The following is a 13,619-nucleotide window of genomic DNA, read 5'->3' on the forward strand; positions in this document are numbered from 1 at the left end:
GTTCTAAATGCCTGACACTCCATTTAGGACCTCCTATTTTTATTTAGCAAGTAAAAAATGCCATTGCTCATTTTTATTCATGTAATGAACAACATAAGAACACACAGGAACAATGGTTAAATCTGACTCTTTCATCTCATTTAGAAAGGCTTCCATCATTACTTTCCCATAGCCTCTACCTTGAAGTTCATCAGGAATACGAGTGCTAATGACATCAAGAACCTTTCCTTTTTTCTCATAAAAAATATTCGCTACCGATTTTCCTTCCAGAACAACCTGATAGCATTTGTTTTCTACATCATGAGTAATAACATTCATGTTTTCTTAATTCCATTTCAAAATACGGGTTTCATTCCCTTCTGTCGGTGCTTGAGGAATATTCAAAGACAATATAAAGGAAAGTAATGCCATACCCGCACCAACATAGAATACTGCAGCAGGAGAAACTAGCCACAACAAACCGAAGCTAACCGGAATAATAACCGCAGCAATGTGATTGATAGTAAAAGCAACCCCCGCTGTTGAAGCCATATCAGCTGGATCTGCAATTTTTTGGAAATAGGTCTTAATTGCTAAGGCAAGAGCAAAAAATAAATGGTCAATAATGTATAAAGCTGCCGCCATCTCTGACGTTTGTACAAGAGCATAGCCAATAAAAATGAGTACTAAGCCAGTATATTCAAACATGAGCGCTTTTCGTTCACCAATTACTCCGATCCAACGACCAATTTTTTTCGCAAATAGCCAATTGAAAGCATAATTAGCTAAAAATAGTAACGTAATATCAGCGGCCGAATATCCGAATTTTTCAACCATTAAAAAGCCTGCAAATACCGTAAAGATCTGACGGCGTGCACCACTCATAAAGGTTAATGCGTAATATAACCAATAACGTTTACGTAACACCAGTTTCTTCGTTTGAGGCGTTTCACTTTTAAATTCAGGGAAAGCTAACCACATAAAAAGGATAATAGCTAAAGCCACTGAACCTGCGATAAAGTAAATCCATTTAAACTCTAATTGCACCACTTCCAATAGCACCCACAAGACACCATAGGTACATAAAGAAGCCAAAGCCCCTATAGATATAAGCGTTCCTAGCATTTCAGGCGCTTCTTCTTTAGTAAACCACTGTAATGACAATGACTGTTTTAGTGTTTCAAAATAATGAAATCCAGTAGACATTAATAATGTCGTACACAGGAGCCCATATACACTTGGGAAAAAGCCCGTAATTGCAACTCCTACCGCTAACATCACCAAAGAGAGAATCATGAACTTTTGCTCACGAAGAAAAAGAAGGACGAACACAGCAGTAAAAGCAAGGAAACCAGGAATTTCTCGAACACTTTGTAATAAACCGATATCTGCACCAGTAAAAGCGGCTTTTTCAATAACAAAGTTATTTAGCAAAGCACTCCATGCAGAAAAAGCAATGGGTACCACGATAGAGATTAAGATAAGAAACGTTTTTGGATTTCTCCATTGAGTAGTGCTCGACATGATAGTGACTCTTATTCATATTTAGATACATATTACAGTAGCACAGATTGTTTTGATCTCTGTTTATATCGCGATCATCTTTACTTAATTTACTTTTACTTTTGTCAACGACCCACATCTCTTAAATCTATTTTTTATTTTTATACACAACATAATTAATATTAGACCCATGTATAAATGAACCTGCCCAATGGTCGATTATTCTGATAAACCACAATGATTAAAAACTGATGGGATATCTTCTTGCTATAAAGCGGCGTTATCGTTAAGTTAAGTGTATGTTTACTAGGCAAAGGATGTGTGTAATGGAAATTGTAATTCGCCCAACAGAATTAAAAGATATAAGTGGGTTATGTGAACTCTATAGTCAACCTCAAGCACAAGCTCAAACACTCCAACTGCCACAACCATCACCTAAATTATGGGAAAAACGTCTTTCAAGCGTACCTGATAACGTCTACAGTTACGTAGCCATTATTGATGGTAAAGTCGTAGGGAATATCGGTTTTGAACAAGTTACTCGCCCTAGAACTCAACATGTTGCCCACTTTGGAATGGGGGTACATGATGAATACAGCGGACGTGGTATTGGTAATAAATTATTAGAAACCGTATTAGATCTTGCAGATAACTGGCTTAACGTGCGTCGTATTGAAATCGATGCTTTTGTTGATAATAAGGCTGCATTAGCTTTATATAAAAAACATGGCTTTGTTATTGAAGGTGAAGCGATTGATTCTGCATTTCGAAATGGAAGATACGTAAATACCTATTTTTTAGCTCGCATTAATCGAAAAATGATGTAATTTCTGTCTTTCAGACTTAAAACCAATAAAAGGATGAAACATCAATTTTCATCCTTTTCTATCATCACTATCGTAGCTGACTGTCTTTACTGGCTCTTCGATTATAGGCACTAAATACTTTTTCTTTTGCATCTTCTTTTTCCTGACAAGTTACACAACAATCTACGCCAGGAAATATATTACGCCGAGCTTGGGGGATCAATTCTCCACATTCAAGGCAATATTCAGTATCGTTATGCTCATGATTTAAATGTGCTCTCACACGATTAATTGCATCAGTAACGGTAGCATCTATTTGTTCTTGTACACCACCATCTCTTGTAAATCCATTCGCCATAATGATCTCCAATAATGAACGACTAGAATGACATTATCGATTATTAACCATTGATTGATAATAGAGAAAAATGAGAATTACTATTGCAGAAATGTAATAATAAACCACAGGATACTCACCCGCGGTTTATTACTTAGAGAAACAATCTAAGACAGTGTTTTAACGTAGTCTGCCCAATATTGAGTAGCTGTAATAATGGCCTCTTCTCTTGGGTAATCTTCTGTACGTTTATTTGCCCATAATACATTAGCAACATTAAAAATAACGGTATTTGCCATTAACTGCAATTGCTCTGGTTTTGTTCCTAACAAACAGTGCAGAGGGACAGGTAAACCGTCAATTAATGCTTCTTCCCAGTACAACTCTCCACATACACCTTTAGTTGCACACCACAAAGATTGGCTAACCTTAGGGTTATATTCTGATTCACCGCCCATGCCTTTAAAACATAATGCCAATTCAGAGCAGTCATCGGTTGCTTGTTGCAATCTAGATTCAGCTTCCCCATGCAGTTGTGGTAAGCCAGGATGAAAGCTCCCACGTAATGAAATCGGTGCAGACGCAGGGTTTAGCATACGAGCACAAGTATTGGCAGGAGTACGAAGACCATATTCATGTTGCCATAACAACATCGTTTCTACTTGTGGTGCATAAACAGATAAAGGTAAATAAGCAATGTTACCTTCATCTAGTGCACGATGAGTCGCCTCTATACTGTCACACTTTGGAATAGATAATTTATCAATAACTTGTGATACGTGCTCACGCGTACTTCCCAGTTGAAGATGACCATGCAGTAAAACCCTAAATCCATGATTCGCTAAAATTTGGGCTGCATATAACTGCCAAGACGGACCTTGAACTTGGCGTTTTCCTGCAAAACAAGCCCAATCAATATCAACCTGTAAGTCTTTTAATTCTGGTGTTTGAACATTCCGAACAAATTCACGGATAGCAGTAGTAAAGCCACTTATCTCGTCAACCGTTTCATTTTGAACTCGGATAAGCATCATTAACATCGCCATTTTATCGCTTGATACGTCCCCAGCAAGATACTCTTCCATCACCAAATACGCTTGATCAAACGTTAACGGCTTACGACTGCGTTCACCACGCCCTACCGTTTTAATGCATTCTATAATTGAGCTCATAGCTATCCTTGTAATAATCCTTTAAATTTCAACTGCACTGACGTTATCACATCGACAAAAAAAGCCAAGAGATTAGAAACTCTTGGCTTACTATTTGTATTGTAACGAAGGTAACTATCTATGATTAATTGGTCACCTTTACATGATTAAATCTTAATTATTGATAATGCTTCCTATAATTTTAGGTGAACATAAAAAATAACCTTGAAAAAATGGAATAGGATCGAGAGCCAACTTCATAAATTGCTCATTCGACTCAACATGCTCGATAATTAATTTCTTATTATTTTTAATCATCTTATCTATAAAGCTATGTTTATTTATAATGGAACAATAAGCGTGAATCTTTATTTTTATAAACATAAACACACTTAAGTTAAATACCGGGGTTAACATTTCATTCATAGAAACATCATCGATAGCAAATATAACGCCCTCATCATGTAACTCATAAATACTTTTCAATGTAGGTTTAGAAAAAAAACGCTCTCTTTTTGTAATTTCAACGATTAATTTAATATTAGATTCATTCAATTTATCACTCAAAACTATTAATTCATTTTTCAAAAATAAATTGAACTGACTTCTATGTTAATCGATATGAATGTTATATCCATATATTTTTCTTTTATAAAAGAGACATTATCATAAATCCAATTAAAATTCCCCCTGCTCGTTGAGATATGCTCAACATCTGAAATAGTATTATAGAATAAATCTGTATTCATGTTTTTAGGTCTAAAAACTAACTCAATACCATCCACTGAATTGCTGTCATTTTCATTATAGAGACCACTCCTCGAATGTATACCTTGAGCATATACATCGAAAGATACGTTTATCTTTTCACCTAAAAGAAAGTCATTACTTACTGCCATACCGGATAACCTAGTTTTAATCATAGAATTAAACTATCTATGAATTCATCATGGAAATAAAACTAAAAGTTACTAATAGTTACTTCTGACTACTACACATTGATGATTTTTATAAAAAAAACATCAAAACAAACCATAAATACACATTAAAAAGCAAATAAAAAACACATGAAATCAAAATTTTAAAATGAAAAAGCACCAATAAAAAACATTAATCTAAATTTTTCACACCTAAATAAGTAGGTTCTATTCTTTTCATTGAATATCCAATAAAATTAACGGTTATTTTATAACTCAATGATAATTTACCTATCAAATATTATGCTAAACTTAAAATAGCATAATTTATGATAGAGATGGCATGAGCATATAAATACTTAACACTATAATAAAGGTACATTGATTTGAGTGCAGTTTATAAAGCAGAAAAGTATACATTCAACATGCCACACTACATAATTCAACACCCAGAAAAAGGCGATGTTGAACTATCTAGGGCTGAAGCTTACATTCTAAAAAAAATGCTTGATAATCTAAACATCGTTTGTAACAAAAACGAACTTGAAGATATAGGTTGGGAAGGTAACCCTGTTAGCACCTCAAGCTTAACGGTTGTGATTGCCTCTCTCAGAAAAAAAATACATTCAATAAATGACTTTAGTATCAGAAATATACCAAGAAAAGGATACTTTATTTCAACATCATTAATTATAGAAAAAATAGGCGTCCAATCAAAAAAAACTCCATCTCCGAAAAACTCATCATTTTATACTAAATTTAAGAAAATCATATCCGTATGTATTTACACATTTAATATTCTAATGGTGATTTTATTCATTATAATTGGATTATTTGTTAGCATTCAACATGATTATTTATCATGCCAAAAATTAAATAACAAAACACTTTGTTCTATTGGAACGAATAACTTCAGCACATTGAACCTTCTTGATGACATCGATGATGGACAAGTCATATTAAAAACACCAGAAAACACGATCATCCTAGACGAAGGTTCAAATATATTAATGAGTATTGGAAATGATTAAATATAAGAAAATAAATTTATTTATTTTTATCTTTTTAATAACTATCGTCATTATCTTCTTGTATGGCACATCATTAAGTTGTGATTATAGAATGAAGATAGAAACAAAAACAACGTCTTACAATGGTATTTGTAAACTAGGAGAAACATCTTGGATAGAAACACAAAAGAATAAAATTAATGGCTCTATTTGGAATGTAACGGCATGGTCATTCTCATTTAAAAACAATGTCATCTATATTATAAAAAAAAGAGAACGCTTAAATAAAATTGGGAATGTACCAAATAATTTAGACATTTATAATACGCAATTAGACCATATTTCAATTCTAAATTATGAATACTATGATTTATCTGAACATCATATTGCCATTTTTTCGCAATTTCCAGAAGAGCATGTCTTTATCGCAGAAGTTCATGGAACATTGAGCCTCTTTAGTAGTAAAAATAACAATCGAACAAAATAAAGTTAAGGTTACTTTCACCCTAACTCTATCTCTATCTCTATCTCTATCTCTATCTCTATCTTTATTATTACGCCTTATTTCTTTCTACACCACGAAAGAAGATTGGAAACAGTTGTATTAATCGATAACATATCCAAATCAATAAACTGGTTACAATCACAGCGACAACAATAGATGAAGCTCGATACAAAATAGCAAAGAAGGCGTCTTTTTGACCCGGTATTGCCCCTGTAATTGGGATGGTTAATGCAGCCATTGCAGAAAAACCGATACCTTTCATTACTGGTTTGTCACTGGCTAACCACTTACAAAAATACCCTGAAGCAATAGCAAAACTTAAGATGTATAAAATAGGATTTTCATACAAATCATATAAGAGTAACTGAATCGCCATTGCGGCTAAACATCCTGCAACGGTTCCTATAATACGAATACGAGCCATCGCAAAAGACCCCACTAACGTCATAGGAGAGAGCATGATTAACATAGACGCTTGCGCTGATAATGAATCATTCAAATTACCTATTTCAAAAATAAAAAAAACGACCATTGCAACCATCCAGCCAAGAGCCGTTTGCTCTAACATTTCTCTTGGATCTTTACTCTGCCCTTCTACTTTTAATATGGGTTTACTCTCTTCGACTGGATCAGGGAAAAAATAAAAAGCAAACGCACTAATTGGTACAACCATAACAGCTGCAACCCAAACTCCAATAATGAAATTTTCTAAGTCAAAGTTAGCGTAAGAACCAAAATTCAATAGGATTGAGCCAATGAGTAACCCGGTATAACCAAATAAATAACTCGCTTTATAGTGCATGGCATGGCATTTAAACAAAAGTAATAGGCCTACTGCTACTGTCATTAACATTGGATAAGGTTGCAGAAAACCAACGATTAAAGAAACCTGAATACTTACCCAAAAAATACTGACCATTAATTGAATAAACATCTCTGAATGCCAGCGATTCAAATTAGATAACACGAATAATGGCAATAACGTACCAAACATCCCATTTGACCACCCCAATAATGTACACATTGCAAAACCTGCAACACAACCAAACCATATTCGTAATGCTTTCATCGTAGCCTCACACTAATAAATATAATGTAAATAGCTGATCATCACGATCAAGCTGTGTCCAATATAATCAATGATATTGTTGCCTGACGTATAAATAATAACCGTAGCTCTAGAACCCACAAATAAGCGCGGTGACAAGGACTCAGAGCTAATCAAGTTCACTCTTACTCGTTGAGCGTCACGTACCCAACGATTACTGACTTCAACACTGCTTAACTGTCCATTAGCCTTCTGCTGCGCCGACGCGACACCATAATCTCGGCTTTCAACGGTTAATGGAAAAACCTCACCAGGCATTGCATCATAAGCAACTTCAGCTTTCATTCCTTTATTCATCTTTGATGTCGCTTTTTCACGATAATCTGCTGAGATCCACAGCGAATCAGTAGGAATGAACGTCAGTAATGGTTGGTTTGCATTAGCAAATACACCTACGTGTAATTGCATATTAGTGATAATACCTTCATTTTGAGCAATTACTTGTGTGTTCTCTAAATCAAGTTGCGCTTGTTTTAATGTATTTTTAGCCGATAACACCGCACTACTTTGACCATCTCCTTTCCCTAGTTTCACTTCTAGTGCATGTACTTTTTGCTTAGCAGCCATAAGGTTTGCCGATGATTGATCTCTTTTAGTTAAGACCGAATCTAATCCAGAGACTGACACCGCTCCAGATTTCGCAAGTCTTTTAATTCGGTGATATTCACGATTAGCATTATCCGCAGTAACTTGTGTTGTTCTTACGTTTGATCGTGATGCTTCAATATCAGCGACTAATGACGCTTCTTGCTCTCGAGCTTGAGCCAATGCTATCTCTGCTTTTCTCACCGCTAATTGATATTTTTCATCATCAATTTTAAACAATAATTCCCCTTTCTTTACTAACTGATTATTTGTATGGCTAACTTCCACAATGCGGCCAGACACTTCAGGTGAAATCTGAACAACAAATCCTTGTACTTTGCTTTGCGTAGTTAATGGCGTCAATCTGTCTGACATGACCAGATACGCGGTTACAATGAGAAATAAGACGATTAGGATTCGCATCCATTGTTTAAATTTTTGTTCTGCAGCTTGCATGAATTTTCTCGGTAAGGATCTGAATATGCATTATAGAGAATGAAAAGTTTTCGAATAGATGGCAAAATAAGCCATATACGACCTATAAATAGGACAATAATATGAGCGACACTATAAAATCACTGCCTTCTTTTGATGATATTTATCTATTTGTGCTTGTTGTTAGGCATAAAGGCATTAGCTCTGCAGCTAATTTCTCTGGACTACAACGCTCAAAAGTCAGTCGTCGTTTACAAGAATTGGAAAAATGCTTAGGCCATCAACTGCTTATTCGAACTACGCGGGCAATAGAACTCACCCAACAAGGTGAATGGCTGTATCAGCAAGCGTCGAACCCAATTAATACACTTGTCGATGCTAGTCGATTAATGAAAGAACAACATTTAAGCCCAAAAGGCACGTTAAGAGTAGCTATTCCACCCGCTCTTGGAATGACAGAGGTATTCTCACAGCTCATTGAACAATACATTGATGACTACTCTGAAGTGAAACTTGAAATAGAGCACCATGTTCAATCACTTGATCTTCGCCGAGAGAATATTGATCTACAAATTTTACCAAGCTATATTGAACCACTGCATGATGATTACGTTCAGCAACGTTTAATTCAAATTCCTTACAGTATGGTTACGTCACCAGAATATCTACAGAATAATGGAAAGCCTGACAATATAACTCAGTTGAATAATTTTCATCTGTTAGCCAGTCGTTATAATAAGAGTCTTTTACCCCAAGGATTAACGTATCATTTATTTAGTGATGATCTTAATTTATTGCAAAGATTGGCGTTATCCGGAAAAGGGATTGCTTTACTACCCTCAATATTAATAGAGGATAATATTCAATCTGGACAGTTAATTGAAGTTTTACCTAGGCAATCATTCACTGACCTTACGATTACATTAGTATACCCAACACCAAGTTATTTACCTGAAAAGACAAGAATGATGGTAAAATTATTTAGACAAAAATTCTCATAAATAACCTTAATTTTCAATTAATTAACCATGATTCAACAATGGCATTTGTGTTTGATTTTAATTTACAAGTGCCATATTCCAACTTGTTAATAAGAATATCATTAGGTCTATAAACATTAAGGAAGCACTTTTCCTTTATATAGAGCATAGGATATCATCATGAACTTAATTGACTTTACTTTTTCAGATCGAAAGATACTGAAACAATTGCAAATACAAGGTATGACAATTAATGAAGCGATTCGATCGATCATGTGTGATATCTATTATTTAAATTATAAAGATCGAGCCATAATGAGAGCAGCAATTCGATTAGTTGGTGAAGAGAGAAAAGATCAAATAATTACTAATATACAATTTAGTAAAAGAAAGCAGTATATGACTGAAATCAGATAAAAATAAAGCCAATATCATAACAAATATTGGCTTTATTGCATTTTAAATCATAAGGCATCAATTTAAAATTATTAAATCTCCATTAAAGAATCAAGATTGATGTATTTACCCATACTCTTGCGCTTAATACTTGGCATATACGGGATTTCCCCCAGTTTTGGTGCCGGCATCTTATCTTCTAACATCTCGATAATATCAGCGTAATGCTCAGTGCCCGGATTCACTCGGTTTGCTACCCAACCAACAATGTCTAAACCATCATGCTTTATCGCTTCTTCTGTTAGCATCGCATGGCTTAAACACCCTAATTTAATGCCTACAACTAACACAACAGGGAGCTTTTCTTGCTGCACCCATGTAGATAAGCAATCGCTTTTAGATACCGGTACACGCCAACCACCCGCCCCTTCAACTAATACGATATCAGATTTGGCTTTAAGTGATGCTAACCCTTTAGATAAAACAGAATAATCAATCACAATATTCTCAGCAGCCGCCGCGATATGCGGAGAGGTAGGCAACAATAATGCGTAGGGATTTACTTCATCATAGCTTAACTCTACGTTAGCGACAGAGCGTAAATGAATCGCATCAGAGTTTTGAACACCATCACCTTTATCTTCTGAACCAGCCGCAATAGGTTTGTAAGCTGCGGTACGTAAACCTTTCATGTTTAACGCATCTAGAATTGCTTTTGAAGCAACGGTTTTACCAACATCTGTATCTGTACCTGCAATAAAAAATGCATCAATCATTACGTATAACTCCATAACCCACCTGATACGTTGCAGGTAAGCGGTTAAATTCATTTTTAAACATTTGATATGCCTCTTCTACTGCTAATAGCTTTTGCTTACTCAGCAAACCTGACTGTCGGCCACTAGGTAAATGCGTTGCTCCAATGCCTTTTAAATCCTTCATTAAAGCTGTCGCAGAAGAGTACATCATCTCAACAGGAATGCAGTCTAGTTGATAGGAATGGTTCTCAGATTGCGCTAACGCAAGGTTTACAGCCGATAAGGTAATGAATTCATTCACATGTTGATATATATCAACCTTTGACCATGCTTTTTTTAACTCAAACAGAGATCCATCTAGCAAAGTTGAGAATATAACCTTGCCTTTATTTTCGGTAACTCGTTTCATTTCAGCTAAAGGAACAGATAAATCCTGACACCATTGCAACGCTAAACTAGAAATCACTACATCAAATTCATTCACATCAAAAGGAAGATCTTCCGCATCACCTTGAACATAAGAAATGTTATAATCACCGCAACGTTCTTTCGCTTTGACCAGCATTGCATGAGCCAAATCAAATGCAACAACGGTTGCCCCACGATTCAGCAGTTGTTCACTGCAATATCCAGTACCACAACCGATATCAAGAACACGCACCCCATCTAATTTTATTGGTAAATACGACATAAGATGATCCGCGACTTGACGTTGAAACTCTGCCGAGCGATCGTAAGTATGAGCCGCTTTACTAAATGCAGCAGCAATCGCTTCTTTATTTTTACTGTGATTTTTAATCCAATATTCGGCGTCTATGGCGACAGCTTGATTAACCATAATTCCATCACCTTAATTCTGTTATCGCTTGAGTAAGCAATTTAATGTCTTTCTCTGAATGGTTTGCACTTAACGTCACTCGTAAACGAGCAGTACCCAACGGGACTGTGGGGGGACGAATCGCGGTAGTCCACATTCCCTTTTCTTTTAATGAATCAGATAAGGCTATCGCGGTTTCGCTGTCACCAATAATGATCGGCTTGATTGGTGTTTGCGTTGTAATAACACCAACACATAATCTTAACTCTGATTCAAATTGTTGACTTAACTCGTCTAGTTTTTTACGACGCCATTCTTGTTGTTGGATCATCGATAACGCATGTGATAACGCATGTGCTTGTGCTGGTGGCATCGCGGTTGAATACACATGATGACGAGCAAACTGAGATAAATAATCGCCACACTCAACGTTGCACAATACCGCAGCACCAGACAGACCAAACGCTTTACCAAAAGTAACAACGAGAATATCAGGCGTAATTTGATAAAGATCGCAACATCCACGGCCATGACTTCCTAGCACCCCGCACCCATGAGCATCATCCACCATGAACCAAGCGTTATTTTCTTTCGTTACTCTTGATAACTCAGATAAAGGGGAAAGATCACCGTCCATACTGAAAACGCCTTCCGTTACCACCAAAGAAGGATTACAAATTGATGCCTTCAGTAATTTATCTAAGTGTGCTACATCATTATGTTTAAAACGCTTCATGCTCGCAGGTGATAAAATTCCTGCTTCCATCAACGAGGCATGATTCAATTTATCTTGAACGACTTGATCGCCTTTTTCTAATAATGAAAACAGAACCGCTTGGTTGGCACTAAAGCCCGAATTAAATAACACAGCACAATCAAAACCTAACCATTCAGCCAACTGTGATTCAAGATCAGCGTGAGGTTTTGAATAGCCAGTAACTAAAGGTGAAGCACCGCTGCCACTGCCATATAAAGAGAGGCCCTGTTGCCATGCTTGTGTTAATTCTTGACTGCCGGCTAAGCCAAGATAATCATTCCCTGAAAAATTAAGGTACGATTTACCATCGACACTTAATCTGGATTGATTACCTTGTTCAATAACCGTTCTGGCACGAGTTAGCCCTGCTTGCTTGCGCAAAGTAAGTGCAGAGCTAATACGTTCACTAAACGCTTGCTTCATAAAATAAATCGTTTTTATCAGGGCGAGAAGCCACACGCTCAGCAACGCGATCTAATAATTCATGTTCTTGAACTTCATCTGGCTTTTGAGCCACTTGATGGCTGTTCACACCCAGTTTTTTAAATAACTGCATGTCACTGTCTTCATCAGGGTTTGGCGTCGTCAATAATTTACAACCATAAAAAACCGAGTTGGTCCCTGCCATAAAGCACAAAGCTTGCATCTGTTCATTCATGCTTTCACGACCAGCAGATAGGCGAACCGCTGATTCTGGCATCATGATCCGAGCAACAGCAATCAAACGAATAAAATCAAATGGGTCTACGTCTTCTGCATCTTCTAATGGCGTACCTTTTACTTTTACAAGCATATTCACAGGTACTGATTCAGGGTGTTGCGGAAGATTCGCTAATTCAACAAACAGTCCGGCACGGTCATTAACACTTTCCCCCATGCCAATAATGCCACCAGAACAAATCTTCATTCCGGCATCACGAACATGTGATAACGTATCTAAACGATCTTGATAAGTACGTGTCGTAATAATATTGCCGTAAAATTCTGGAGAGGTATCTAAATTATGGTTGTAGTAATCCAATCCTGCGCCTGATAATTCGCCAGCTTGATCTGATGTGATCATCCCCAAAGTCATGCATGTCTCTAGGCCAATGTCTTTCACGCCTTTAATCATATCCAATAGATAAGGCATATCACGTTCTTTTGGATTCTTCCAAGCCGCTCCCATGCAAAAACGCGTTGAACCCGAATCCTTCGCTTTTTTCGCCGCATCAAGCACACTTTCTACTTCCATTAGACGTTCACGATCGACATCAGTGCGGTAATGAGCACTTTGAGGGCAGTATTTACAATCTTCAGGGCATGCGCCTGTTTTGATTGATAACAACGTACTCACTTGCACGTAATTTGCTTCTTGATATTGTCTATGAACAAGTTGAGCTTCAAAGACTAAATCCATAAAAGGCTTATCCATTAAGGCCTTAACTTCTACTACTGTCCAGTTATGTCTCACTTCCACGTGTAAATTCCTTTAATTTTGTGTTGTTTTTATACTTGGCTAGTCTACGGTTAAACGATACACTGTCAACCTAAATGAAAGTACAAAGTTTACAACTGGTGAATTAATGAGCAATA

General features: G+C 36.4%; 17 protein-coding genes. 5 read left to right on the forward strand and 12 right to left on the reverse strand.

Features of this window, described 5'->3' with window-relative positions:
- Positions 1-39: 39 nt before the first annotated feature.
- Both VSAL_RS20435 and VSAL_RS20440 read right to left on the reverse strand, forming a co-directional pair.
- Positions 40-318 (reverse strand): GNAT family N-acetyltransferase, encoded by a 279-nt coding sequence (locus tag VSAL_RS20435; RefSeq protein ID WP_012552118.1) that lies wholly within the window; start codon positions 316-318, stop codon positions 40-42.
- 6 nt (positions 319-324) lie between these two features.
- Positions 325-1,503: an MFS transporter gene (locus VSAL_RS20440; RefSeq protein ID WP_012552119.1), complete on the reverse strand. Its 1,179-nt coding sequence runs from the start codon at positions 1,501-1,503 to the stop codon at positions 325-327.
- 305 nt (positions 1,504-1,808) lie between these two features.
- On the opposite strand from VSAL_RS20440, the gene VSAL_RS20445 reads away from it, so the two are divergent.
- Positions 1,809-2,309 carry a GNAT family N-acetyltransferase gene (locus VSAL_RS20445; protein WP_044583600.1) on the forward strand — a complete coding sequence of 167 codons (501 nt, stop codon included), beginning with the start codon at positions 1,809-1,811 and terminating at the stop codon, positions 2,307-2,309.
- 67 nt (positions 2,310-2,376) lie between these two features.
- Here VSAL_RS20445 and VSAL_RS20450 read toward each other — a convergent pair whose 3' ends face one another.
- The 4 genes from VSAL_RS20450 to VSAL_RS20465 form a co-directional block, all read right to left on the reverse strand.
- Entirely contained in the window at positions 2,377-2,646 is a 270-nt protein-coding gene (locus VSAL_RS20450; RefSeq protein ID WP_012552121.1) for a DksA/TraR family C4-type zinc finger protein, read from the reverse strand.
- A gap of 146 nt (positions 2,647-2,792) precedes the next feature.
- A complete protein-coding gene (locus tag VSAL_RS20455; RefSeq protein WP_012552122.1) occupies positions 2,793-3,797 on the reverse strand; it encodes a glycosyl transferase family protein in 1,005 nt (334 codons plus the stop codon).
- A 153-nt stretch (positions 3,798-3,950) separates the two neighbouring features.
- Complete coding sequence (locus VSAL_RS20460) at positions 3,951-4,343, reverse strand: EAL domain-containing protein (protein ID WP_158306895.1); 393 nt, start codon at positions 4,341-4,343, stop codon at positions 3,951-3,953.
- Positions 4,344-4,360: 17 nt separating this feature from the next.
- The gene (locus VSAL_RS20465) at positions 4,361-4,675 is read right to left on the reverse strand and encodes a hypothetical protein (RefSeq protein WP_044583601.1); all 315 of its coding nucleotides are present in this window, start codon (positions 4,673-4,675) and stop codon (positions 4,361-4,363) included.
- Positions 4,676-5,079: 404 nt separating this feature from the next.
- Between VSAL_RS20465 and VSAL_RS20470 the strand changes: the two genes are divergently transcribed.
- Both VSAL_RS20470 and VSAL_RS20475 read left to right on the forward strand, forming a co-directional pair.
- Positions 5,080-5,724: a winged helix-turn-helix domain-containing protein gene (locus tag VSAL_RS20470; protein WP_012552125.1), complete on the forward strand. Its 645-nt coding sequence runs from the start codon at positions 5,080-5,082 to the stop codon at positions 5,722-5,724.
- Entirely contained in the window at positions 5,717-6,190 is a 474-nt protein-coding gene (locus tag VSAL_RS20475; RefSeq protein ID WP_012552126.1) for a hypothetical protein, read from the forward strand. Before VSAL_RS20470 ends, VSAL_RS20475 begins: the two co-directional genes overlap by 8 nt.
- A 67-nt stretch (positions 6,191-6,257) precedes the next feature.
- On the opposite strand, the gene VSAL_RS20480 is transcribed toward VSAL_RS20475, so the two are convergent.
- Entirely contained in the window at positions 6,258-7,277 is a 1,020-nt protein-coding gene (locus tag VSAL_RS20480; RefSeq protein WP_012552127.1) for a DUF2955 domain-containing protein, read from the reverse strand.
- A 12-nt stretch (positions 7,278-7,289) separates the two neighbouring features.
- The gene (locus VSAL_RS20485) at positions 7,290-8,357 is read right to left on the reverse strand and encodes an HlyD family secretion protein (RefSeq protein WP_012552128.1); all 1,068 of its coding nucleotides are present in this window, start codon (positions 8,355-8,357) and stop codon (positions 7,290-7,292) included.
- 101 nt (positions 8,358-8,458) lie between these two features.
- Between VSAL_RS20485 and VSAL_RS20490 the strand changes: the two genes are divergently transcribed.
- Both VSAL_RS20490 and VSAL_RS20495 read left to right on the forward strand, forming a co-directional pair.
- Positions 8,459-9,337: a LysR family transcriptional regulator gene (locus VSAL_RS20490; RefSeq protein WP_012552129.1), complete on the forward strand. Its 879-nt coding sequence runs from the start codon at positions 8,459-8,461 to the stop codon at positions 9,335-9,337.
- 159 nt (positions 9,338-9,496) lie between these two features.
- Complete coding sequence (locus tag VSAL_RS20495) at positions 9,497-9,733, forward strand: hypothetical protein (protein WP_012552130.1); 237 nt, start codon at positions 9,497-9,499, stop codon at positions 9,731-9,733.
- Positions 9,734-9,804: 71 nt separating this feature from the next.
- Here the strand turns inward: VSAL_RS20495 and bioD are convergent, their stop codons facing one another.
- From bioD to bioB, 4 genes are read right to left on the reverse strand one after another with little or no spacing between them, the layout of a single operon-like run.
- On the reverse strand, positions 9,805-10,488 hold the full coding sequence (bioD, locus tag VSAL_RS20500) for a dethiobiotin synthase (RefSeq protein ID WP_012552131.1): 684 nt from the start codon (positions 10,486-10,488) through the stop codon (positions 9,805-9,807).
- Positions 10,481-11,308, reverse strand: coding sequence for a malonyl-ACP O-methyltransferase BioC (gene bioC / locus VSAL_RS20505; protein ID WP_012552132.1), 828 nt, complete (start codon positions 11,306-11,308; stop codon positions 10,481-10,483). The genes bioD and bioC overlap by 8 nt, the downstream gene beginning before the upstream one ends.
- A 7-nt stretch (positions 11,309-11,315) precedes the next feature.
- Entirely contained in the window at positions 11,316-12,467 is a 1,152-nt protein-coding gene (gene bioF / locus VSAL_RS20510; protein ID WP_012552133.1) for an 8-amino-7-oxononanoate synthase, read from the reverse strand.
- On the reverse strand, positions 12,451-13,503 hold the full coding sequence (gene bioB / locus VSAL_RS20515; RefSeq protein ID WP_012552134.1) for a biotin synthase BioB: 1,053 nt from the start codon (positions 13,501-13,503) through the stop codon (positions 12,451-12,453). Before bioB ends, bioF begins: the two co-directional genes overlap by 17 nt.
- Positions 13,504-13,619 lie beyond the last annotated feature (116 nt).

It is taken from the genome of Aliivibrio salmonicida LFI1238, assembly GCF_000196495.1.
Lineage (GTDB): Bacteria > Pseudomonadota > Gammaproteobacteria > Enterobacterales > Vibrionaceae > Aliivibrio > Aliivibrio salmonicida.

Excerpts from the sequence above, each read along its gene's own strand:
- VSAL_RS20435 (WP_012552118.1), bottom strand. The coding sequence starts at position 318 with ATGAATGTTATTACTCATGATGTAGAAAACAAATGCTATCAGGTTGTT.
- VSAL_RS20440 (WP_012552119.1), bottom strand. The coding sequence starts at position 1,503 with ATGTCGAGCACTACTCAATGGAGAAATCCAAAAACGTTTCTTATCTTA.
- VSAL_RS20445 (WP_044583600.1), top strand. The coding sequence starts at position 1,809 with ATGGAAATTGTAATTCGCCCAACAGAATTAAAAGATATAAGTGGGTTA.
- VSAL_RS20450 (WP_012552121.1), bottom strand. The coding sequence starts at position 2,646 with ATGGCGAATGGATTTACAAGAGATGGTGGTGTACAAGAACAAATAGAT.
- VSAL_RS20455 (WP_012552122.1), bottom strand. The coding sequence starts at position 3,797 with ATGAGCTCAATTATAGAATGCATTAAAACGGTAGGGCGTGGTGAACGC.
- VSAL_RS20465 (WP_044583601.1), bottom strand. The coding sequence starts at position 4,675 with ATGGCAGTAAGTAATGACTTTCTTTTAGGTGAAAAGATAAACGTATCT.
- VSAL_RS20475 (WP_012552126.1), top strand. The coding sequence starts at position 5,717 with ATGATTAAATATAAGAAAATAAATTTATTTATTTTTATCTTTTTAATA.
- VSAL_RS20480 (WP_012552127.1), bottom strand. The coding sequence starts at position 7,277 with ATGAAAGCATTACGAATATGGTTTGGTTGTGTTGCAGGTTTTGCAATG.
- VSAL_RS20485 (WP_012552128.1), bottom strand. The coding sequence starts at position 8,357 with ATGCAAGCTGCAGAACAAAAATTTAAACAATGGATGCGAATCCTAATC.
- VSAL_RS20490 (WP_012552129.1), top strand. The coding sequence starts at position 8,459 with ATGAGCGACACTATAAAATCACTGCCTTCTTTTGATGATATTTATCTA.
- VSAL_RS20495 (WP_012552130.1), top strand. The coding sequence starts at position 9,497 with ATGAACTTAATTGACTTTACTTTTTCAGATCGAAAGATACTGAAACAA.
- bioD (WP_012552131.1), bottom strand. The coding sequence starts at position 10,488 with ATGATTGATGCATTTTTTATTGCAGGTACAGATACAGATGTTGGTAAA.
- bioC (WP_012552132.1), bottom strand. The coding sequence starts at position 11,308 with ATGGTTAATCAAGCTGTCGCCATAGACGCCGAATATTGGATTAAAAAT.
- bioF (WP_012552133.1), bottom strand. The coding sequence starts at position 12,467 with ATGAAGCAAGCGTTTAGTGAACGTATTAGCTCTGCACTTACTTTGCGC.